Genomic DNA, 21,777 nt, shown 5'->3' with positions numbered 1-21,777 from the left:
GCGAGGACAGTGAGCGTGGACGCTAAGGACATGGGCCAGGACCTGGAGAAGGTCCTGGTCACCGAGGAAGAGATCAAGACGCGCCTGGCCGAGCTGGGAGAACGCATCGACGCCGACTACGCGGGCAGGGACCTCCTGATCGTCGGGGTCCTCAAGGGCGCCGTCATGGTGATGGCCGACCTGGCCCGGGTGCTGCACACGCCCGTCTCCATGGACTGGATGGCGGTGTCCTCCTACGGGGCCGGCACGACCTCCTCCGGCGTGGTCCGCATCCTCAAGGACCTGGAGACCGACATCAAGGACCGCGACGTCCTCATCGTCGAGGACGTCATCGACTCCGGCCTGACCCTGTCCTGGCTGGTGGGCAACCTCAGGTCGCGGGGCCCCCGCTCGGTCGAGGTCTGCACCATGGTCCGCAAGCCGCTGGCCTTCGAGGTCGATCTCGACGTCAAGTACATCGGCTTCGACCTGCCCAACGAGTTCATCATCGGCTACGGGCTCGACTACGCCGAGAAATACCGCAATCTGCCGTTCATCGGCACCCTCGCCCCGCACGTCTACGAGCAGTAGCGGGGAACAAGCGGCGGGGGCGCGATCGTTGCTCTCATGACGGGCCCCCGCCCGGCACATCCGGAATCGGTGTGCCCGTTCGGCGGGGTGTACCGTCGATTCGATCCCGGCGTACTCGCGGGGAACGCACGTGTCCGATAAGAGGTCCTGCCTCGGAAAGTCCTCCGGTGCGGGCGGCCTGGTCAGGAGGGACGGACCCGACGGGGTTCCGCTCACATGAATCTGAAGCGCTTTTTCCGCGGCCCGTGGATATGGATAGTGGCCGTTCTCGCCATGATCCTTCTCGTCTTCAACGTCTTCGACCTGGGCGGGGAGCCGCAGCCCGAAGAGACCGACATCTCGACCGTCCACCAGCTCATCGAGCGCAACGAGGTGGACAACGCCGAGATCATCGACCGTGACCAGCGCATCGTGCTGACCACGACGGACGACGAGATCTTCGAGGCGTACTGGGTGGCCGGCCAGGGCCTGCAACTCGCCGACATGCTCCAGGCCTCGCTGGACGAGGAGGGCACCGAGCTCCAGGGCTACGAGGTCTCGGTCGCCACGACCCCGCTGTGGACCACGGCTCTCTTCAGCTTCCTGCCGATCCTGCTCATCATCGCCATCTTCTGGTTCGTCTTCAGCCAGATGCAGGGCGGCGGCTCCCGCGTGATGAACTTCGGCAAGTCCAAGGCCAAGCTCATCACCAAGGACACCCCTAAGAACACCTTCGCCGACGTCGCCGGGGCGGACGAGGCCATCGAGGAGCTCCAGGAGATCAAGGAGTTCCTCCAGAACCCGGCCAAGTTCCAGGCGATGGGGGCCAAGATCCCCAAGGGCGTGCTGCTGTTCGGCCCGCCCGGCACCGGCAAGACCCTGCTGGCTCGCGCCGTCGCGGGTGAGGCCGGGGTGCCGTTCTACTCCATCTCCGGTTCGGACTTCGTCGAGATGTTCGTCGGTGTGGGCGCCTCGCGTGTGCGCGACCTGTTCGAGCAGGCCAAGGCCAACGCCCCCGCGATCATCTTCATCGACGAGATCGACGCCGTCGGCCGCCACCGCGGCGCCGGCATGGGCGGCGGCCACGACGAGCGCGAGCAGACCCTCAACCAGATGCTGGTCGAGATGGACGGCTTCGACGTCAAGGGCGGGGTCATCCTCATCGCGGCCACCAACCGGCCCGACATCCTCGACCCGGCGCTGCTGCGCCCGGGCCGCTTCGACCGGCAGATCGTCGTGGACCGCCCCGACATGGACGGCCGCCGCGACATCCTCAAGGTCCACTCCAAGGGCAAGCCGATGGCCGAGGACGTCGACTTCGACACCATCGCCCGGCAGACCGCCGGGATGACCGGTGCCGACCTGGCCAACGTCATCAACGAGGGCGCCCTGCTGTCGGCGCGCGGGGGCCGGGAGACCATCACCCACGTGGTGCTGGAGGAGGCCATCGAGCGTGTCATGGCCGGACCCGAGCGCAAGAGCCGGGTCATGTCCGAGCACGAGAAGAAGATCATCGCCTACCACGAGGGCGGCCACGCCCTGGTGGGCCATGCCCTGCCCAACGCCGACCCGGTGCACAAGATCACGATCCTGCCCCGCGGCCGCGCCCTCGGCTACACCATGTCGGTGCCGACCGAGGACAAGTTCCTCACCTCGCGCTCGCAGATGATGGACCAGCTCGCCATGATGCTGGGCGGCCGCGCCGCCGAGGAGCTGGTGTTCCACGAGCCCACCACCGGCGCGGGCAACGACATCGACAAGGCCACCAACCTGGCCCGCAACATGGTCACCGAGTACGGGATGAGCGAGCGCCTGGGCGCCCGCAAGTTCGGGTCGGCGAGCACCGAGCCGTTCCTGGGCCGGGAGATGGCGCATGCGCGCGAGTACTCCGAGGAGATCGCCTCCATCATCGACGAGGAGGTGCGCCGCCTCATCGAGTCCGCGCACGACGAGGCCTACGAGGTCCTGGTCGAGTACCGCGACGTCCTCGACGACCTGGTCGTGGCCCTGCTGGAGAAGGAGACGCTCACCCGCGAGCAGGTCCTGGAGATCTTCGCGCCGGTGAACAAGCGCCCGGCCCGCGGCTCCTACACCGGCTACGGCAAGCGCCAGCCCTCCGACCGGCCGCCGGTGCACTCCAAGAAGGAGCTGGCCGTGCTCAGCGGTGCCGAGACCAACGGTTCCGAGCCGGGCACCGCCCTGCACGAGATCACCGGCCACGGCATCGGCAACGGGGCGTCCGCCCCCACCGAAGGGGATGACGCGTGATCGAGCCGGATCAGCCCCGATCCGTGGACCGGGAGCGCATCGAGCGCGCCGTCCGCGAGATCCTCATCGCCATCGGCGAGGACCCCGACCGCGACGGCCTGCTCAAGACGCCGGAGCGGGTCGCCCGCGCCTACGAGGAGCAGTTCGCCGGACTGGGACAGAAACCCGACGACGTGCTCACCACCGTGTTCGAGGCCGGACACGAGGAGATGGTCCTGGTCAAGGACATCGAGCTGTACTCCACCTGCGAGCACCACCTGGTGCCGTTCTACGGGGTGGCGCACGTCGGGTACATCCCCGGCTCCCACGGCCGCATCACCGGCCTGAGCAAGCTCGCCCGCCTGGTCGACGTCTTCGCGCGCCGGCCCCAGGTGCAGGAGCGGCTCACCGGGCAGGTGGCCGACGCCATCATGGAGCACCTCGACCCGCGCGGCGTGATCGTGGTCGTGGAGGCCGAGCACCTGTGCATGACGATGCGCGGGGTGCGCAAGCCCGGCGCCCAGACCGTCACCTCGGCGGTGCGCGGGATCTTCCGCGGCAGCGACCGCACCCGCGCGGAGGCGATGAGCCTCATCCTGGACCGCCGCTGACCGCCGGCGGGTGACGTGGGGAACATCCGGACAGGGGCCGGGGGCGTACGCCCCCGGCCCCTGCGGTTACGCGTAAGGTGACCCCCATGGGGCCGAAATACACACTTCCGGGCCTGCCCGATCGCGGGCGGTGCCTGGTCATGGGGGTAGTGAACGTCACCCCCGATTCCTTCTCCGACGGCGGAGCCTGGTTCGACCCCGAGCGGGCGGTCGAGCACGGCCTGCGGCTGGTCGACGAGGGCGCCGACATCGTCGACGTCGGTGGTGAGTCGACCCGGCCGGGCGCCCAGCGCGTCACGGCCGAGGAGGAGCTGCGCCGGGTCGTACCGGTGGTCAGGGCCCTCGCCGCGCGCGCGGTGGCCGTCAGCGTGGACACCATGCGGGCCGAGGTCGCCGAACGGGCCGTGGAGGCCGGCGCCGTCCTCGTCAACGACGTCAGCGGCGGGCTGGCCGACCCGGCCATGGCGCGGCTCGTGGCCGCTTCCGGTGTCTCCTACGTGTTGATGCACTGGCGCGGGCATAGTCATGACATGCAGAGCCGTGCCGTGTACACGGACGTCGTCCAGGAGGTCATCGATGAGCTCCGCGACCGTATGGAGGCCATGATCAGTGCAGGCGTCGACCCGGGGCAGATCGTCCTCGACCCGGGACTCGGATTCTCCAAACGACCCGAGCAGGCCCACAACTGGGCGCTCCTGAGGGATCTCGACCGGTTCCACGAACTGGGCCGCCCCGTCCTGGTGGCGGGGTCGCGCAAACGCTTCCTGAGCCGACTGCTGAGCGAGCCCAAGGGGGAGGACCGCCCCTTCCTCGACTGCGACGCCGCCACCGCCGCCCTGACCACCCTGTCGGCCGACCGGGGCGCCTGGGCGGTGCGGGTGCACGACGTGCGCTCCAGCGCCGACGCGGTCCGGGTGGCCGCCGCCTGGTCCGACGGCGGGGAGGCCCTCGTCGAGGGGCGCTTCGACGACGCCGCCGACCCGGGTCGGGGCCGCCGGTGAAGTCCCGCCAGGAGGTCATGGAGCGCGTGGCCGAGGCCAACGCGCAGTTCTACAGCGCCATCGAGAACGGCGACATCGACCTGATGCGCAGCGTGTGGGCCGAGGAGCACGAGGCCCCCGACCTGGTGTGCGTCAACCCCGGGTGGCCGCTGCTGCGCGGCCGCACCGAGATCATGCGGGCCTGGTCCCTGATCATGGCCAACGTCACCTACATCCAGTACGTCCTCACCGAGACCCACATCGGTGTGGGGGGTGACATCGCGATGGTGACGTGCGAGGAGAACGTGCTCACCGCCGAGGACGGCAACCCCGGGTTCATCGCCGGGGGCCAGGTCGTCACGACCAACCTGTTCGTCGACACCGCGCAGGGGTGGCGGCTGTGGTCCCACCACGCCTCGCCGGTGCTCATGGGGGACGACGACGAGGACGAGGGCGGGGAGGAATGACCGACCGCATCACCCTGCGCGGCCTACGGGCCCGTGGGCACCACGGCGTGTACGACTTCGAGCGCAGCGAGGGCCAGGACTTCGTGGTGGACGCCGTCCTGCACCTGGACCTGGCGCCCGCCGCGGCCTCCGACGACGTGGCCGACACCGTCCACTACGGGATGCTCGCGGACCGGCTGGTCGCGATCGTCACCGGGGAACCGGTGGACCTGATCGAGACGCTCGCCGAGCGGCTGGCCGCCGAATGCCTGGCCGATCTGCGGGTCCACGGGGTCGAACTGACCGTGCACAAGCCGTCGGCGCCGATCGAGCACGAGTTCGCGGACGTGTCCGTGACCGTGGTGCGCGGCACTGTGGGCCCCCGGGGAGGTGCGGCGTCTTGACCCGCGCCGTCCTGGCCCTGGGGTCCAATCTGGGCGACCGGTGGGCGACCCTGCGCGGCGGGGTGGAGCACCTGCTGACGGGGGCGGGCGCGCCCGCCCCCGTCGCGCTGTCCCCGGTGTACGAGACCGCCCCGGTGGGCGGCCCCGAGCAGGGCGCCTACCTCAACGCGGTGGTGGTCGTCGACACCGACGACACGCCCGAGGAGCTGCTGGAGCGCGCGCAGGCCGCCGAGCGCGCGTTCGACCGGGTGCGCGAGGTCCGCTGGGGCCCGCGCACCCTGGACGTGGACGTCATCGCGTTCGGGGACGTGCGCTCCGACGACCCCGTCCTCACACTCCCGCACCCGCGCGCCCACCTGCGGGCGTTCGTGCTGCGCCCGTGGCTGGACGCCGACCCCGGCGCGGAGCTGCCCGGGCACGGACCGCTGGCCGACCTGCTGGCCGCGGTGGAGGCCGCGGACACCGCGGGCGACCAGGGGCTGCACCGGCGCGACGACCTGCGGCTGCTCCCACCCGGGGGGAGCCGATGAACGACGAGGAGGACGAGCGGCGGCTGCACCCCACCGGGTGGCGCACGCCGGTGCTGCTCGGGGTCGTCGGCGTGCTGCTGGGGGCGCTGTTCGGAACGGTGCTGCCCGGGCTGCCGCCCATGCCGTGGACGGCGATCCCCACGCTGCTGCTGCTCGCCTTCGCCGAGGCGTTCACCGCCGGGCGGACCCGGCGCCGGATCCGCCGGGCGCCCGGCACCGAGCCGATCCCGCCGCTCAGCGCCGCCCGCCTGGTCGCCCTGGCCAAGGCGAGCGTGCTGGCCGCCGCGCTGTTCGGCGGTTTCTGCGTCGGGGTGGCGCTGACGGTCGTGGACGCCCTGGCGCTGCCGGTGCACCGGGAGGTGTTCTTCACCGCGCTGGGAACGTCGCTGGCCGCGGGTGTGCTGGCGGCCGCCGCCCTGTACCTGGAGTACGCCTGCCGGGTGCCCGGGGACGAGGACCGCGACGACGAGCCCCCCAAGGCGCTCTGACCGATCCCGGACCGCCTCCGGACGGGGAGCGGCGGCGGATGGTTGACTGTGCCCGTGGACACCAGTGAACCGACACCGACCGACCCGCCGGCCCCCGTGCCGGAGCGGCCGCTCGACGCGGCCTTCGCCGCGCCCGAGGGAACCGAGTGGCTCCGGGTGTCCCCGGCCCTGGCCTGGTACCGCCGACTGGTGGTGGGAGCGCTGTGCCTGGGGTCCGGGCTGATCGGGGTGCTGCTCCTGTTCCTGTGGGCGGACCGGGTCTGGGCCGTGGTCTGGGCGGTGGCGGCCCTGGCCGTGCTCGTCGCGGGCTGGGTCCTGGCCGGCCGGTTCCAGCGCTCCTGGGGGTACGTCGAGGGGGCGACGGAGCTGTACCTGACGTACGGGGTGTTCGTCCGCCAGCTGGTGGTCGTGCCCTACGGGCGTATGCAGGTGGTGGACACCACCGCCGACCTGCTCGAACAGGCGCTGGGAATCGCCACGGTGCGGGTCCGCACCGCCGCCAGCACCGCCGACACGCGTGTGGTCGGCCTGCCGCTGACAGAGGCGGTGGACCTGCGCGACCGGTTGGCGTCCCGCAGCGAGACGTTCTCCACGGGGTTGTAGATGCACGAACCCGACCGTCCCGACTCCCCCCGCCCGCAGGCTCCGCCGCCACCGGTACCGCAGGGCCCGCCGCCGCGTCCGGTGTCGCAGGTGCCCCCGCCGCAGCCGGTGCACCCGCATCCGCAGGCGCCGCCCCGTCCCGCGCACACGCCCGCTCCGCAGAGGCCGGTGCCGGCCGGATCGGGGCCGCCGGGGTACGGGCCGCCGGTGATGCTGCCGCCGACGGTGTGGCAGCGCCAGCCCCCGGCCCCGCCCCGGCGCCGGGAGGAGGACGTCACCACCGGCGTGTACCGGGCGCACTGGTCGATGGTGCCGATCCGGGTCCTGGGGGTGACCCTGGCCTTCGTGGCGCTGGCCGGCCCCATCCTCACGACCTTCGGGTACGCGTGGGTGGTCATGCTGACCGTCGCGGTCCTGTTCGGCGCGCTCGCCTACATGCTGCCCTCCTGGTGGTACGGCAGCTTCGGGCTGCGCGAGGACCACCTGGTGGTGCACAGCGGGCTGGTGATGCGCGGCTCCCGGGAGATCCCGCTGAGCAGGCTCCAGGCGGTCGACGTGGTCCGGCCGCTGCTGGGCCAGGTGTTCGGCCTGGCCGAACTGCGCATCGAACTGGCCGGCGGTGACAACAGCGCTGTCCGCCTGCGTTACCTGCGCCACGAGATCGCCGAGAAGATGCGGGTCGCGGTCCTGGCGCACGCGGCAGGGCTGTCCGGCCGCTCCCCGGAGGCACCCGAGTGGCCCTTCTACCGGCTGCCGTTCCTGCTCCTGCTGGGCGCGCTCACCTTCCGGGTCCCGGTGCTGCTCGCCTCCCTGGGCCTGGCCGCGATGGTCACCGCCGGGGTGATGTTCCGCGAGCCCGGGGTGCTGGGCGCGCTGGTGCCGCTCACGCTGGGGCTGATCCGGTCGTTCTGGGGGCCGCTGGCCCGCTACACCGATTACTACGCCTCGATCTCCTCCGACGGGCTGCGGCTCCGCTACGGGATGTTCCAGCGGCGCATGCAGACGGTCCCTCCGGGCCGGGTGCAGGCCGTGCGGGTGGTGGAGCCGCTGCTGTGGCGGGCCCTGGGGGTGGCCCGGGTGGAGGCGACGGTGGCCGGGTACGCCGGGGCCCGCCAGGCCGACTCGGCGACGCTGCTGCCGGTGGCGCCCCGGCGCCGGGCCTACGCGCTGGTCAACGAGCTGTTCCCGGAGAGCGAGGTGGCGTACGTGCCGCTGGTCCCGGTCCGGGAGGGCGCGCGGTCGCTGGTGGGCGTGGACGAGCACCTGTTCGTGACCGTCTCCGGGCTGTTCTGCCGGGTGACGGAGGTCGTGCCGCTGGAGCGGGTGCAGGCCCTGCGCCTGACCGCCGGTCCGCTGTCCCGGTTCACCGGCCGGGTGGCGGTCGGCGCGGGCGTCCCGCCGGGGCCGGTCCGGGCGCGGGCCCAGGGCCGGGAGGCGGCCGAGGCGCGCCGCCTGCTGGACGAGATGGTCCTCCTGGGGCGGCGGGCGCGGGTCCCGGCGGCGGGGCCCGAACGCTGGGCGACGCGGGCGACGATGACACGCCCGGAGGCCCCGGGGGAAGGCTGATGTGACGTGAGACACATTGGTGGTGCAAATTGCTGCCACTAATGGCTCCCATGTCCGACATGGGTGCTCACGATGGGTGATACCTCCAGGTCAAGGTCATGAAAAGCTCGCGTGTTCTGGCCCCTGATGGCCGCCGAGTATGGCTAAATGGTGACTGAACACGTTGAGTGTTCTTGGTTGTACACATGGTCAACGTTATCGACCGATCGGCGCCCCCGCCGTTCGGTCCGAACGGGAGAAACACATGCTGAAGAAGGCTTTCGCCGCCAGTGCCATCGTCGCCGCCGCTGCGGGCGTTCTGTTCACGGGCGCTCCGGCCATGGCCAACAGCAACGTCTTCACCTCCGGCAACGGAAGCATCCTCGGTGGCAACCAGCTGGTGGCCGACCTGGACGTGCCGATCAACGTCTGCGGCAACGCGATCGCGATCCTCGGTGTCGCCGGTGCCAACTGCACGGACTCCGGCGCCACCGTCAAGAACTGGTAGCGACCGCGTTCCGGCCCTGACGGTCGGGAGGGTTCCGGCCGGAGACGTCCCGGCCGAACCGAACCGGGGGCCGAGTGGACTTCTCGGGCGCCGCTCCGTGACGACGGAGCGGCGCCTTTTCCGTGCCCGGAGGAGGGCGCCCCGGGCACGTATCGCGCACGAATTCGGGGCCCGGATAGACCACCGGCTGTAAAGCGCATTGGTGTCGTGCTGAATCGCCGCCGATGGTGACGCTTCGTGCTTCTTCGGGCCACCGCTTGGCCGTCCTTTGCCCCGAAAAGCCATCACACAACGTCACACAAAAGGAATTCATCGTGATGATCCCAGCTCAGAGGGGTCGAAAACCCGAAGTCCGCGGGTAGCTTCAGTACCGGTGCCGGACACGGCGCCACCGAGGAAAACGAGCCCGGGCGGTCCCCCCGACCCGGACACGACAAGGAGAACGCGTAGTGCTGAAGAAGACGCTCGCCACCGGTGCACTGATCCTGGCCTCCTCCGCCGGGATCCTCCTCCCCGCGGCACCGGCGGCGGCGCAGGGCGGGGCCTGGACCTCCGGCCACGGCTCCAACGTCAGCGGCAACATCGCCTACATCAACGGCATCGAGAACGTGAACCAGGGCTGCGGCAACTCCAACGCCGTCCTGGGACAGTCCCTCGCCTCCTGCTTCAACTCGGGCGTGATCGTCCAGAACTGACCCGGCCGCCCCGCGCGGGCACCGGGACGGTGGACCGGGGGCGGGCCCGACGGGGCCCGCCCCCTCGCGCGTCCCGGCGCCCGCGCCCTCGACCAGGGGCGGCGCGCGGGAGGGGGTGGCGGGGAGGACTATCGTGTGCTCAGGCGTCACGGCCGGGGAGGGCCGGACGCACTCACGACGAGGGGGCACAGGCATGGAGACCACGCAGGGGCGTCCGGCCCGGCTGCGGATCGGCGTCATCGGTCCCGGCCGCGTCGGCTCGGTCCTGGGCCGGGCACTGGGCCTGGCCGGGCACCGGGTCGTCGCCGCCGCGGCCGTCTCCGAGGCCTCCAAGGCGCGCGTCGCCGACCGCCTGCCCACCGCGCGGCTGATGGAGCCCGCGCGCGTGGTCGAGGCCACCGACCTCGTCCTGCTCACGGTCCCCGACGACGCCCTGGCCGAACTCGCCGAGGGGCTGGCCGCCACCGGCGTCGACCTGCGCGGCAAGCTCCTCGCCCACGCCAGCGGCGCCCACGGGCACGGGGTGCTGTCCCCGGCCACCGCCGCCGGGGCCCTGCCGCTGGCCCTGCACCCGGCCATGACCTTCACCGGCCGCGACGAGGACGTCGAGCGGCTGGCCAACTGCGCGTTCGGGGTCACCGCCCCCGACCCGCTGCGCCCCATCGCCGAGGCCCTGGTGGTCGAGATGGGCGCCGAACCCGTGTGGATCGCCGAGGACAAGCGCACCCTCTACCACGCGGCCCTGGCCGGGGGCGCCAACCACCTGGTCACCCTCGTCGCCGACAGCGCCTCGCTGCTGTCCGCCGCCGGTGTCCCCGAACCCGGCCGGATGCTCGCCCCCCTGCTCGGCGCCTCCCTGGACAACGCCCTGAGGCTGGGCATCCACGGCCTCAGCGGCCCGGTCCTGCGCGGCGACGCCGGGACCGTCGCCGGACACATCGAGCAGCTGCGCGCCCACGCGCCCGAGAGCGTCGCCGCCTACGTCGAGCTTGCCCGGCTCACCGCCGACCTGGCCATCAACGCCGGGATGCTCAAGCCCGAGGCGGCCGAACCGCTCCTCGACGTGCTGCGCCGCTGACCGCCCGGCCCGTCGCGGCACCCGGACCACCACCGACACGTCACGGACACCCCAGGGGAACCCGCATGACCACATCCACCGACCGCTCCGCCCCGCTCGTCGTGCGCACACCCGACGAGCTGCGCCGCGCCCTGGCCGACGCCGGGCGCACCGCTCTCGTGCCCACCATGGGCGCCCTGCACGGGGGACACCGGAGCCTCATGCGGATCGCCCGGGAACGGGCCGACACCGTGGTCGTGAGCATCTTCGTCAACCCCCTCCAGTTCGGTCCGAACGAGGACTTCGACCGTTACCCGCGCGACCTGGAGGGCGACACCGCCCAGTGCGCCCAGGAGGGCGTGGACGTGGTCTTCGCCCCGGCGACCGAGACCATGTACCCGGCCGGTCGGCCCATGGTCACCATCGAGGCGGGGGAGATGGGGGAGCGCCTGGAGGGCGCCTCCCGGCCCGGCCACTTCACCGGTGTCCTCACCGTGGTCGGCAAGCTCTTCCACCTGGTCCGGCCCGACCTGGCGGTCTTCGGTGAGAAGGACGCCCAGCAGATCGCGCTCATCCGCCGGATGGTCGCCGACCTCGACTTCCCGGTGGAGATCGTGGGGGCGCCCATCCTGCGCGACCCCGACGGCCTGGCCTCCTCTAGCCGCAACGTCTACCTCTCCGCCGCCGAGCGCACCGCCGCCCTGGCGCTGTCGCGCTCCCTGAACGCGGCCCGCGGGACCGCGGGGCGGGGCGCCGCGGCGGCCCGGGCCGCCGCCACCGCGGTATTGGCGGAGGCGGCCGAGGGCGAGCCGCCGGTCGAACCCGACTACCTGGCCCTCGTCGACCCGGCCACCTTCGCCGAGGTCGCCGACGACCACCGCGGCGACGCGGTGCTGGCCCTGGCCGCCCGGGTCGGCACCACCCGCCTGATCGACAACACGTCGATCCGCTTCTAGACCACCGGTCCCTGCGACACCGCGCCTTCCCCGGAAGAAGATCCCCATGAGCACAGCCACCCCGACCCGGCTCGACGCACCCGCGCCGGGCTGGACCGTCACCGCCGACGTCGTCATCGTCGGCTCCGGCATCGCGGGCCTGAGCGCCGCGCTCGGCTACCTGAGCCGCTCCGGGGCCGGGCGGGTCGTGCTCGTGACCAAGGACCGGATCTCCACCGGCTCCACCGCCTACGCCCAGGGCGGTATCGCCGCGGCCGTGGCCCCGGGCGACGACCCGGTCGCCCACATGGTCGACACCCACCTGGCCGGGGCCGGCATGTCCGACCCCTACGCCGTCCACGTCCTGGCCGCCGAGGGCCCCGAGGCGCTGCGCCGCCTCATCGCCCTGGGCACCGAGTTCGACCGCGACGCCGACGGCGGCCTCTCCCTGACCCGGGAGGGCGGCCACCGCGCCGACCGGGTCGCCCACGCCGGGGGGGACGCCACCGGGGCGGAGATCCAGCGCGCCCTGGTCGAGGCCGTGCTGGCCGAGGAGCGAATCGAGATCATCGAGCACGCGGTGGCGCTGGACGCACTGCGCGACCCCGGCACCGGAGCGGTCTGCGGTGTCTCCCTGCACGTCATGGGGGAGGGCAGCCGTGACGGCGTCGGCGCCGCCCTGGCCCCGGCCGTGGTGCTGGCCACCGGCGGGCTAGGCCAGATCTTCGCCGCCACCACCAACCCGCCGGTGTCCACCGGCGACGGGCTCGCCCTGGCCGCCCGGGCCGGGGCCCGCCTGCGCGACCTGGAGTTCATCCAGTTCCACCCGACGGTGCTCTGGCTCGGCCCGCGGGCCCGCGGGCGCCAGCCCCTGGTCTCGGAGGCGCTGCGCGGCGAGGGCGCCTACCTGGTGGACGCCGCCGGGAACCGGATCATGGCGGGTGTCCACGAGCTCGCCGACCTGGCCCCGCGCGACGTGGTCGCCCGCACCATCGCCAGGACGATGGCGGAGCAGGGCGTCGACCACGTGTACCTGGAGACCCGCCACTTCGGCGCGGCCGTCTGGGAGAGCCGCTTCCCGACCATCCTGGCGTCCTGCCGCGAGCACGGCATCGACCCGCTGACCGAGCCGATCCCCGTCGCCCCGGCCGCCCACTACGCCTCCGGCGGTGTGGAGGTGGACATCGACGGCCGCACCGGCGTCCCCGGCCTGTGGGCGGTGGGCGAGGTCGCCCGCACCGGGGTCCACGGTGCCAACCGGCTCGCCTCCAACTCGCTGCTGGAGGGGCTGGTGTTCGCCGAGCGCATCGCCGCCCGGCTGGCCGCCGACCCGAGACCGCTGCCGACCTGGGGCGTGCCCGCCCCCCGGGTGACGGCCCTGCCCGACCCGGCCGTCGTCGCCCGGGTCCGTACCCTGATGTCGCACCACGCCGGGGTGCTGCGCACCGGCGAGGGCCTGGCGGCACTGGTCGCCGAGCTGGACGCACTCACCGCCTCCGCCGGCCCGGTCACCCCCGACACGGCCTCCTGGGAGGCCGCCGACCTGCTCACGGTGGCCCGCCTCGTGGCCGCCGCCGCGGCCCACCGCACCGAGAGCCGCGGCGCCCATCAACGCGCCGACCACACCGGCCCCCGCCCGCAGTGGCGGGTCCGCCCGGTGATCGTCCGACTGGAAGGGGACACCCCCGTGGCCACCGACGAACCCTGGACCCCCTCGCTGCCCCCCGCGCTGGTCGCCGAACTCGACGCCATCGCGTTCCCGCTCGCCGGGGACGCCCCCGGGCCGGACTCCCGTGCCGAGTTCACGCTCCCCTGGACCGCACCCCACCAGGCGCACGTGGACCTGGTCCGCCGGGCCCTGGCCGAGGACCTCACCGGCGGGGCCGGGCTCGACGTCACCACCGTCGCCACCATCCCCGCCGACCAGGTCCGCACCGCCCACGTCGTGGCCCGCGCCGACGGCACCGTCTGCGGCCTGCCGTTGGCCGAGCTGGTGTTCTGGCTGGTCTCCGACGGCGCCCTGGAGGTCACCCGGTCGGCGGCCGACGGCGAGACCGTCAAGCGCGGCGACGTCCTCATGGCCGTCACCGCCCGCACCCGCGACCTGCTCACCGCCGAGCGCACCGCGCTCAACCTGCTCACCCACCTGTCCGGGATCGCCACCGCCACCCGCGCCTGGGCGGACGCCGTCGTCGGGACCGGTGCCCGCGTCCGCGACAGCCGCAAGACCCACGCCGGGTTGCGCGCCCTGGAGAAGTACGCCGTGCGCTGCGGCGGCGGGGTCAACCACCGCTACTGCCTCAGCGACGCCGGACTCATCAAGGACAACCACGTGGTCGCCGCGGGCGGTGTGGGCGCCGCCGTCCGCGCGGTCCGCGAGCGCTTCCCCGGGGTCCCCCTGGAGGTCGAGGTCGACCGGATCGACCAGATCGAGGAGGCCCTGGCGGCGGGCGCCGAGGAGATCCTGCTCGACAACTTCACCGTCCCCGAGCTCGCCGAGGCCGTCGCCCTGGTCGCCGGGCGCGCCCGCCTGGAGTCCTCGGGCGGCCTGACCCTGGACGTCGCCGCCGACGTCGCCGGGACCGGGGTGGACTACCTCGCCGTCGGCGCCCTCACCCACTCCAGCCCGGCCCTGGACATCGCGCTCGATCTGATGTGACCGGATTCACCACCGGACTTCCCGTGAAGGCCGGGATTGGGAGAGGATTCCCAGAAAAGACACTTCGACCAGGATGAGGGTCCATGCTGCTGGCGATCGACGTCGGTAACTCCGAGACGGTCTTCGGTCTCTTCGAGGGGGAGGATCTGCTCGAACACTGGAGAGTGGGGACCGACACCCGCCGCACCGCCGACGAGTGGTCCGTGGTGCTCCGCGGGCTCCTGGAGGGGAGTGCGAACGGCGGGGTGGTCGACATCGACGGGCTGGCCCTGTGCTGCTCGGTCCCCTCGGTGCAGCACGAGATGCGCGACATGTTCCGGCGCCACTTCGACGGCGTCGCGGCGGTGATCGTCGAGCCGGGCGTCAAGACGGGCGTGCCGATCCGGATGGACAACCCCAAGGAGGTCGGCAGCGACCGCATCATCAACGCGCTGGCCGCCGACCACCTCTACGGTGGCCCGGCCGTGGTGGTGGACTTCGGCACCGCCACGACCTTCGACGCGATCAGCGTCAAGGGCGAGTACGTGGGCGGCGCGATCGCCCCGGGCATCGACATCTCGGTGGACGCGCTGTCCCGGCGCGGCGCCCAGCTGCACATGGTGGAGATCGTCCGGCCCCGTGCCGCGATCGCCAAGAACACCACGGAGGCGCTGCGCTCGGGCATCGTCTTCGGGTTCGCGGGCCAGGTGGACGGGATCGTCGACCGGATGGTCGCCGAGCTCACCGACAACCCCGACGACGTGACGGTCGTGGCCACCGGGGGCCTGGCCTCGACGGTGGTGGGGGAGTGCGAGACGGTTGACGTCCACGAGCCCTGGCTGACCCTGATCGGGCTGCGCCTGGTGTTCGAGCGCAACGCGGGTTGAGAGCCCGGTGCGGGGAGGGTTCCGGATCTTTCCCGCACCGGTTTCCGGTCAGTTCTTGTTGTGCCGTTGGACGCGCAGCCGGGGGAAGACCTCGGCCAGGTGGTCGAAGTCCCGGTCACAGTGCACCAGCACCGCGTCGGTGCGCAGCGCGACGGCGGCGATCAGGCAGTCGTAGAGTTTGCGGATCGTCTTGCCCTTGCTCCGGGCCTCCCGGTAGATGGCCGCCGAATAGTGGAAGTCCAGCCGGTTGTCCAGGGACAGCTGGATGAGCCCGTTGGTCAGGAGCTCCAGGTTGTTGAGTTGGGAGGGGCTCTTCGCGCCGCTGAGGAGCTCGGCGACCACTGGTTCCGTGGTGGCCAAGTGGGCGCTGCTGTTGATGAGTTCCTTCATGAAGGTGTTGGTATCCGAATCGGTCTTACGGAGGTACTCCACCCACGCTGAGCTGTCCACCAGGTAGACCGGGCTCACTGATCACAGCCTTCGTCCTCGTAACCGGAACGGCGCATCTCGCTGAGGTCACCCTCCCAGCCCGTGCCTTCCAGGCTGAGCAGGAACTCCTTGGTGAGAGGGGTGCCGACAGCGCGGCGCAGCGCGATGTCGATCGCTTCCCGTTTCGTCCGTACATGGAAGCGTTCCATGGCGGTTTCGACGAGTTCGTCGTCGATGTCAATGTTTGTGCGACTCATGCACCTAGATTACACCTGTTACTGAAGGTAATCATTAGGTTTCATGAAAAAGCGGCCGGTGGTGACGCGCGGAGAGCGTCACCACCGGCCGCCGGTCGGGGTCACGCGGAGGTCGTGTCCTCCGCGGCGGCCCCGGTGGCCGCCGAGCGGTCCAGGTCCGGTTCGATGTAGATCATCCGCGCGATCGGCACGGCCTCGCGGATGCGCGCCTCCGCCTCGTTGATCGCCCGCGTCACCCGCGCGGCGTCGTCCCGGGCGTCCACCGCGACCTTGGCCGCCACCAGCAGCTCCTCCGGGCCGATGTGCTGCGTCTTCATGTGGATGAGGCGGTCGATGTCCTCCACGGAGACGATCGCCTTCTCGATCTCGCGCACGTGCTCCTCGGTCGCGGACTCGCCGATGAGCAGGCTCTTCATCTCGATGGCCAGCACGATGGCGATCACCACCAGCAGCACGCCGATGGCGACGGTGCCCAGGCCGTCCCACAGCCCGTTGCCGGTGACCAGGGTCAGGCTCACGCCGATCAGCGCGAAGACCAGGCCCAGCAGGGCGCCGGCGTCCTCCAGGAGGATGACCGGCAGCTCGGGCGACTTGGCCCGGCGCACGAACTGCACCCAGGTCGCCTTGCCGCGCACCGCGTTCGACTCCTTGATCGCGGTGAACATCGCGAAGGACTCCAGTGCGACCGCGACCAGCAGCACCGCGATGGGCACCCACCGCCACTCGGTGATCGGCTCGGGGTGCGAGATCTTGTGCCAGCCCTCGTACAGCGCGAACAGGCCGCCCACGCTGAACAGGACGATCGCGACGATGAAGGAGTAGATGTAGCGCTCGCGCCCGTACCCGAACGGGTGCTCCTTGGTCGCGGCGCGCCGGGCCCGCTTGCCGCCGATGAGCAGCAGGGCCTGGTTGCTGGAGTCGGCGACCGAGTGGATGGACTCCGCGAGCATCGACGACGACCCGGTCAGAAGGTAGGCCCCGAACTTCGTCGCGGCGATTCCCATGTTCGCGCACAGGGCCGTGACGACGGCCTTCGTGCTTCCTTCAACGGCCACAGATATCTTCCATCTCTTGAAAAGTGCCTGCCGACTGGCTGGGTCACGGCAGTGTGATCGTAGTGACGAAAGGGACTGATTTCATCCTCGTGGCCGGTTCCGGCACCCCGTGGGCGGGCCTGTCCAGGCCCGTCACGCCGGTAGGATCGCGGATGTGAACCACACGCACGACGACACCTACGACGACCTGCCCGAACAGATGAGAGTTCGGCGCCAGAAACTGGACCGACTGCGCGCGGAGGGGATCGACCCCTTCCCCGTGCTGTTCGAGCGGTCCACGTCGATCGGCGCCGTGCGTGACAAACACACGGACCTGCCGCCGGACACCCGCACCGGGGTGGACGTCGCCGTCGCGGGCCGCGTGATGCTGTACCGCACCGGCGGCAAGCTGTGCTTCGCCACCCTGCGCGACGAGACCGGCGACCTCCAGATCATGCTGTCGCTGGACCAGGTCGGCCAGGAGCGCCTGGACGCCTGGAAGGCCGACGTCGACCTGGGCGACCACGTGGGCGTGGAGGGCGAGGTCATCACCTCCCGCCGCGGCGAGCTGTCGATCATGGTGCGCACCTGGACGCTCACGGCCAAGTGCCTGCGCCCGCTCCCGGAGAAGCACAAGGGCCTCACCGACCCCGAGGCCCGGGTCCGGCAGCGCTACGTCGACCTCATCGTCAACCCCGAGTCCCGCGAGATGGTGCGCCGCCGGTCGGCCGCCATCCGCGCGATCCGGGACGGACTCACCGCGCGCGACTACATCGAGGTCGAGACCCCGATGCTGATGCGCGTGCACGGCGGTGCCACGGCGCGGCCGTTCACCACCCACATCAACGCCTACGACCTGGACCTCTACCTGCGGATCGCCCCGGAGCTGTCGCTGAAGCGGCTGGTCGTGGGCGGCCTGGAGAAGGTCTTCGAGATCAACCGGAACTTCCGGAACGAGGGCGCGGACTCCACGCACAACCCCGAGTTCACGATGCTGGAGTTCTACCAGGCGTACGCCGACTACAACGTCATGGCGGACGTCACCCGCGACCTGATCCAGGACGCGGCCCGTGCCGCGTTCGGCACCACGGTGATCGAGCGCGACGGGGTGGAGTACGACCTGGGCGGGGAATGGCCGCAGGTCACCCTGTACGGGGCGGTGTCCGAGGCGCTGGGCGCCGAGGTCGACCCGCGCACCCCGGTCGAGGAGGTCCGCCGCCTGGCCGAGGCCAGGGGCGTGGAGTACGACCCGGCCTGGGGCCAGGGCAAGCTGATCGAGCACGTCTTCGAGGAGCTGGTGGAGCACACGCTGGTCCAGCCCACGTTCGTGCGCGACTTCCCGCTGGAGACCAGCCCGCTCACCCGCCAGCACCGGGAGGACCCGCTGCTCACCGAGAAGTGGGACCTCATCGGCTTCGGCATGGAACTGGGCACGGGCTACTCGGAGCTGGTCGATCCGGTCGAGCAGCGCCGCCGCCTCACCGAGCAGTCGCTGATGGCCGCCGACGGCGACCCAGAGGCGATGCAGCTCGACGAGGACTTCCTACGGGCCCTGGAGTACGGCATGCCGCCGAGCGGCGGGGTGGGCGTGGGGATCGACCGGCTGCTGATGGCCTTCACCGGCAAGAACATTCGGGAAACTGTTCTTTTCCCGATCGTGAAGCCGGAGGGGAACGACGCCTGATTTTCTTGGCGCCCCATTTGCCGGGACCTTATCCCGGTGGACGGGATGTCCGAAAGCGGGGGTGGTGACGCGGTGCCCGAGCGCCGCGGCGCCACCCCCGTCGCCGTTCCGGCGCAGGTCGCGAAGGCCGGCGACCGGTGGTCCGCGATCGGTTCCCGCCGCCGTGCCCGGAGCAGGCATCGGAACGGCGAAGTTTTCCCCGCTCGAAGCTCTTCGGGCGGCCTTCGCGGACGAAGATTGTTTCCGCAGGTCAGTACCGAGAAAGAATTTCCCTTTCCGTGACGGTGCGACGCATTGCCCCGGTGTTGTCACCGAGGGTGATTTATCTGGCCTTGACGGTATCTGCTCCTCCGCCTAGCGTGCTGAGAGCGGGTCGAGTCCCGCGAGTTCGCCAAGTGGATCGAGTAACGCGGAGTGCGCCAGGAGTACCGGGATTCCCCGGCCCTCATGCGCGCTCGCAATACCCACCGGTGCGGTCTGTCCGTCCCAGATCGCAACGCTTCAAGGGTCGTGTGACCCGTGTCCGAACGATTCCCCCGTCCCTGTGCCAGAGGGTCGGCCGTGAGGAGTTCGCACCACGGGGCCGTGCGTCGGAACCCCACCCGACGCACTCGCATCTCACCAGGTGACGAGTTGATGTTCCGCACTCACATGGATGAGGGAGGACGGAGTGGAACAGGCCACACTCGTACGACGTACCGTTGAGGACCAGGGCGTGCCGCAGGTTCGGGAGCACCGTGAGAACGTGGTTCCCCTGCAGAGCCGCCCGCGCGAAGCCGCCGTCGGTCCGTACGCGCCGGTCGAACTGAGTCACGAAGAGATCGAGCTCCTCGCCGAGATCGCGACCGGTGTCACCACCGAGGTCGCCGCCCGGCACCTGGAGCTGAGTGCCCGCACGCTGCGCCGTCGCATCCGCAACATCTGCGACGTGCTCGGGGTCAACACCCCGATCGAGGCGGTCGTCTGGGCCGCCCGGCGCCAGCTGATCTGACGAGCAGAACGCACCCCTCTCCCCGGCACCGTCCGGGGACCGACCACGGGCATGCCGGCCCGATGTCCTCGGGGCCCGCGTTCACCGGCCCGGAGCGGGCCGGTGGACCCGGCGGGGCCCCAGGGGCATAGTCTGGACCGGTTATGCCCGTTCGTCATGTACAGGTGCGGCGCGCCCGCACCGGCGATGTCGCGCACATCCGCCGCCTCGTCGATACCTACACCGCGGATCGGCGTGTGCTCTCCAAGAGCACGGTCAACCTCTACGAGGACGTCCAGGAGTTCTGGGTCGCCGAGGCCGAGATCGTCCCCGACGACGCCTGGGGGGACCCCCGCCCCGAGGGCGTGCGGGAGGACACGGAGTTCCGGGTGGTGGGCTGCGGCGCCCTGCACGTCCTCTGGGAGGACCTGGCCGAGGTGCGGACCGTCGCGGTGGACCCGTCCCTGCGCGGTTTCGGTATCGGCCACCGGATCGTCTCCGCCCTTTTGGACACCGCACGCGCGTTGGGCGTGCGCCGTGTGTTCTGCCTGACGTTCGAGACCGCTTTCTTCGCGCGCCACGGCTTCGCCCCGATCCAGGGGACCCCGGTCTCCTCCCGGGTGTACGAGGAACTCCTGCGCTCCTATGACGAAGGTGTCGCGGAATTCCTCGATCTGGAGCGCGTCAAACCCAACACCCTCGGGAACACCCGGATGCTCGTTCACCTCGGCTCCGGAGCCGAGAACACCGACGGCTAAAGGTTTTCGTACTCTCTTGGGACCGCGTTCCGGCAATGCCGGCGGCAAACAGAGCGTAGCCGTGAACCGGGTGCCGCCCGCCGAACCCGCGATTGGGCACACCGGATGGTATGGAAGTGGAAGGGGGAAGGTAATGTGGACCTGCGCCCGGACCGCCGCCAAGTGCGTTGGGCGGCGAGTTCGGTGGGGCCGGGTTCCGAAGGGGCGTGATTTCTCCGGTTCCGGTGTCCGTCCGGTCTCTTCGCCCCCCCGGTGCGCCGGTAGCCGAAGCGCATCCGCATTGACGCCCTCCGGTTTGCCGTACCGGGTCCCGGTACGGTCACGGTCAAAGCAGGGGATACGGTGTCTATGATGTCCGGTATGCGATTGCCCGTCCCGTCGGGCGCCATCCCCCCAGGAGTGTCCCGACACTGAGTCGGGTATTTGCTGCAATAAGTAACAACCAGGAAGGGTGGACCGCTTCGATGGGTGACTTTTTGTCGTCGGTGCTTCCCCCCGGACTGCTCGACGTATTGTCGGCGCTCATCCCTCCGGTGGTCGTCGCCTTCGTGTTCTGCTACTTCATCCTCAAGGTGCTGCGTCGTGAGATGGCGCCGCGCAGGATGGACGGAAGCCTGGTCGGCAAGGGTGCGCCCGGGCCCTCCGGTGCTGCGGGCGAGAACACTCCGGCGACCGGGGAGACCGGCGCGACGAACGGGACGGCGAATGTCCGGAGTGCGGAAGGCGACGAATCCGGCGACCGTTGATACGGTCCTTGACCGATCACATCCCCGGGCCGGCCGCCACAGGCCGGTTCCGATGATGTTTCGTGATGAGCACGCGGCCCTCGGTCACTCCCCGGCCGATCCCTCCCATGGCCGCACCGCGGTGTCCCCGAGTGATTTCCGGCACGTCGCCAATTGTGTTCTCGCGGGTCGCGGGATAGCTTTATATTCAGGTGCGGAGACACCGCTCTTCTGAAAGGTTTGATTCCATGGCACAGAAGGTCCAGGTTTTCCTGGTCGACGACCTCGACGGTGGCGAGGCCGAGGAGACGGTCACGTTCGGTCTGGACGGCTCCGTGTACGAAATCGACCTCAGTGCGAGTAATGCCGCCAAGCTGCGCGAGGCCCTTACTCCGTTCGTCGAGGCGTCTCGCAAGGCTTCGCCGAAGGCGGGCCGCTCGACCGGTCGTCGTGCCGCCAGCCGGAATGCCCCCAGCCGTGAGCGCAGCGCGGAGATTCGCGCCTGGGCGAAGGCCGCGGGCAAGCCCGTCAATGAGCGCGGGCGTATCCCCGCCGCGATCGTCGCCGAATACGAGGCCATCAAGGGCTAGTCCGCCCGACCCCGGGTACGCCGAAATGTTGTCGGTTCTTGATCTGATTTCGACCGACGTCACCCGGCGAGGGCCGAGGTCCTCCGAATCCCGCTCGACACGGCCACGGCCGTGGTGACACGTGGATCCCCGCCACGGCGGGGATCCGGGCGAGGGGGGACGCCGGTCCACGGGGCGAACACCCCGGCGCGGGTCACCCGCGCCGCT

At 71.0% G+C, this 21,777-nt stretch carries 24 protein-coding genes; 21 read left to right on the top strand and 3 right to left on the bottom strand.

What is annotated here, in order from left to right; all coding sequences use genetic code 11:
• Window positions 1-15 precede the first annotated feature (15 nt).
• From hpt to QJS33_RS09055, 16 genes are all read left to right on the top strand, one after another.
• A complete protein-coding gene (gene hpt / locus QJS33_RS09130) occupies window positions 16-570 on the top strand; it encodes a hypoxanthine phosphoribosyltransferase (RefSeq protein ID WP_306367440.1) in 555 nt (184 codons plus the stop codon).
• 216 nt (window positions 571-786) lie between these two features.
• Window positions 787-2,817, top strand: a complete 2,031-nt coding sequence (gene ftsH, locus QJS33_RS09125; RefSeq protein WP_306367439.1) for an ATP-dependent zinc metalloprotease FtsH — start codon at window positions 787-789, stop codon at window positions 2,815-2,817.
• Complete coding sequence (gene folE, locus QJS33_RS09120; protein ID WP_306367453.1) at window positions 2,817-3,407, top strand: GTP cyclohydrolase I FolE; 591 nt, start codon at window positions 2,817-2,819, stop codon at window positions 3,405-3,407. Before ftsH ends, folE begins: the two co-directional genes overlap by 1 nt.
• Window positions 3,408-3,547: 140 nt before the next feature.
• Window positions 3,548-4,408, top strand: a complete 861-nt coding sequence (gene folP, locus QJS33_RS09115) for a dihydropteroate synthase (RefSeq protein WP_306367438.1) — start codon at window positions 3,548-3,550, stop codon at window positions 4,406-4,408.
• A complete protein-coding gene (locus QJS33_RS09110; protein WP_306367437.1) occupies window positions 4,405-4,854 on the top strand; it encodes a nuclear transport factor 2 family protein in 450 nt (149 codons plus the stop codon). Before folP ends, QJS33_RS09110 begins: the two co-directional genes overlap by 4 nt.
• On the top strand, window positions 4,851-5,237 hold the full coding sequence (gene folB / locus QJS33_RS09105) for a dihydroneopterin aldolase (RefSeq protein WP_306367436.1): 387 nt from the start codon (window positions 4,851-4,853) through the stop codon (window positions 5,235-5,237). The genes QJS33_RS09110 and folB overlap by 4 nt, the downstream gene beginning before the upstream one ends.
• The gene (gene folK / locus QJS33_RS09100) at window positions 5,234-5,767 is read left to right on the top strand and encodes a 2-amino-4-hydroxy-6-hydroxymethyldihydropteridine diphosphokinase (protein ID WP_306367435.1); all 534 of its coding nucleotides are present in this window, start codon (window positions 5,234-5,236) and stop codon (window positions 5,765-5,767) included. The genes folB and folK overlap by 4 nt, the downstream gene beginning before the upstream one ends.
• Window positions 5,764-6,255 (top strand): DUF3180 domain-containing protein, encoded by a 492-nt coding sequence (locus tag QJS33_RS09095; RefSeq protein ID WP_306367434.1) that lies wholly within the window; start codon window positions 5,764-5,766, stop codon window positions 6,253-6,255. The genes folK and QJS33_RS09095 overlap by 4 nt, the downstream gene beginning before the upstream one ends.
• Before the next feature lie 156 nt (window positions 6,256-6,411).
• Window positions 6,412-6,858 carry a PH domain-containing protein gene (locus tag QJS33_RS09090; protein WP_306367452.1) on the top strand — a complete coding sequence of 149 codons (447 nt, stop codon included), beginning with the start codon at window positions 6,412-6,414 and terminating at the stop codon, window positions 6,856-6,858.
• 210 nt (window positions 6,859-7,068) lie between these two features.
• Window positions 7,069-8,424: a PH domain-containing protein gene (locus QJS33_RS09085; protein WP_306367451.1), complete on the top strand. Its 1,356-nt coding sequence runs from the start codon at window positions 7,069-7,071 to the stop codon at window positions 8,422-8,424.
• A gap of 244 nt (window positions 8,425-8,668) precedes the next feature.
• Window positions 8,669-8,911: a chaplin family protein gene (locus QJS33_RS09080; protein WP_306367433.1), complete on the top strand. Its 243-nt coding sequence runs from the start codon at window positions 8,669-8,671 to the stop codon at window positions 8,909-8,911.
• Window positions 8,912-9,360: 449 nt separating this feature from the next.
• Window positions 9,361-9,606, top strand: coding sequence for a hypothetical protein (locus QJS33_RS09075; RefSeq protein ID WP_306367432.1), 246 nt, complete (start codon window positions 9,361-9,363; stop codon window positions 9,604-9,606).
• A gap of 193 nt (window positions 9,607-9,799) precedes the next feature.
• Entirely contained in the window at window positions 9,800-10,684 is an 885-nt protein-coding gene (locus QJS33_RS09070) for a Rossmann-like and DUF2520 domain-containing protein (RefSeq protein ID WP_306367431.1), read from the top strand.
• A 65-nt stretch (window positions 10,685-10,749) separates the two neighbouring features.
• Window positions 10,750-11,619 carry a pantoate--beta-alanine ligase gene (gene panC / locus QJS33_RS09065; RefSeq protein ID WP_306367430.1) on the top strand — a complete coding sequence of 290 codons (870 nt, stop codon included), beginning with the start codon at window positions 10,750-10,752 and terminating at the stop codon, window positions 11,617-11,619.
• A 46-nt stretch (window positions 11,620-11,665) separates the two neighbouring features.
• Window positions 11,666-14,257, top strand: coding sequence for an L-aspartate oxidase (locus tag QJS33_RS09060; protein WP_306367429.1), 2,592 nt, complete (start codon window positions 11,666-11,668; stop codon window positions 14,255-14,257).
• Between the two features lie 83 nt (window positions 14,258-14,340).
• Complete coding sequence (locus tag QJS33_RS09055) at window positions 14,341-15,123, top strand: type III pantothenate kinase (protein ID WP_306367428.1); 783 nt, start codon at window positions 14,341-14,343, stop codon at window positions 15,121-15,123.
• Between the two features lie 48 nt (window positions 15,124-15,171).
• On the opposite strand, the gene QJS33_RS09050 is transcribed toward QJS33_RS09055, so the two are convergent.
• The 3 genes from QJS33_RS09050 to QJS33_RS09040 all read right to left on the bottom strand — a co-directional run bounded on the left by QJS33_RS09050 (window position 15,172) and on the right by QJS33_RS09040 (window position 16,864).
• Window positions 15,172-15,591 (bottom strand): PIN domain nuclease, encoded by a 420-nt coding sequence (locus tag QJS33_RS09050; RefSeq protein WP_306367427.1) that lies wholly within the window; start codon window positions 15,589-15,591, stop codon window positions 15,172-15,174.
• A complete protein-coding gene (locus tag QJS33_RS09045; RefSeq protein WP_306367426.1) occupies window positions 15,588-15,809 on the bottom strand; it encodes a type II toxin-antitoxin system VapB family antitoxin in 222 nt (73 codons plus the stop codon). The genes QJS33_RS09050 and QJS33_RS09045 overlap by 4 nt, the downstream gene beginning before the upstream one ends.
• Window positions 15,810-15,910: 101 nt before the next feature.
• Window positions 15,911-16,864 (bottom strand): cation diffusion facilitator family transporter, encoded by a 954-nt coding sequence (locus tag QJS33_RS09040; protein ID WP_306367425.1) that lies wholly within the window; start codon window positions 16,862-16,864, stop codon window positions 15,911-15,913.
• 154 nt (window positions 16,865-17,018) lie between these two features.
• Here QJS33_RS09040 and lysX point away from each other — a divergent pair, with 154 nt between their 5' ends.
• From lysX to QJS33_RS09015, 5 genes are all read left to right on the top strand, one after another.
• Window positions 17,019-18,527 (top strand): bifunctional lysylphosphatidylglycerol synthetase/lysine--tRNA ligase LysX, encoded by a 1,509-nt coding sequence (gene lysX, locus QJS33_RS09035; RefSeq protein WP_306367424.1) that lies wholly within the window; start codon window positions 17,019-17,021, stop codon window positions 18,525-18,527.
• A gap of 670 nt (window positions 18,528-19,197) precedes the next feature.
• Complete coding sequence (locus tag QJS33_RS09030; protein ID WP_306367423.1) at window positions 19,198-19,518, top strand: LuxR C-terminal-related transcriptional regulator; 321 nt, start codon at window positions 19,198-19,200, stop codon at window positions 19,516-19,518.
• A 143-nt stretch (window positions 19,519-19,661) separates the two neighbouring features.
• Window positions 19,662-20,255: an amino-acid N-acetyltransferase gene (locus tag QJS33_RS09025; RefSeq protein WP_306367422.1), complete on the top strand. Its 594-nt coding sequence runs from the start codon at window positions 19,662-19,664 to the stop codon at window positions 20,253-20,255.
• 464 nt (window positions 20,256-20,719) lie between these two features.
• Window positions 20,720-21,001 carry a hypothetical protein gene (locus QJS33_RS09020; protein WP_306367421.1) on the top strand — a complete coding sequence of 94 codons (282 nt, stop codon included), beginning with the start codon at window positions 20,720-20,722 and terminating at the stop codon, window positions 20,999-21,001.
• 227 nt (window positions 21,002-21,228) lie between these two features.
• On the top strand, window positions 21,229-21,570 hold the full coding sequence (locus QJS33_RS09015) for an Lsr2 family protein (RefSeq protein ID WP_220563491.1): 342 nt from the start codon (window positions 21,229-21,231) through the stop codon (window positions 21,568-21,570).
• The last annotated feature ends 207 nt before the right edge of the window (window positions 21,571-21,777 follow it).

The organism is Nocardiopsis sp. CC223A (assembly GCF_030766825.1).
Classification (GTDB): Bacteria; Actinomycetota; Actinomycetes; order Streptosporangiales; family Streptosporangiaceae; genus Nocardiopsis.
Note: the sequence above shows the minus strand (reverse complement) of the source record. Positions and strands in the feature narration are given on the sequence as shown.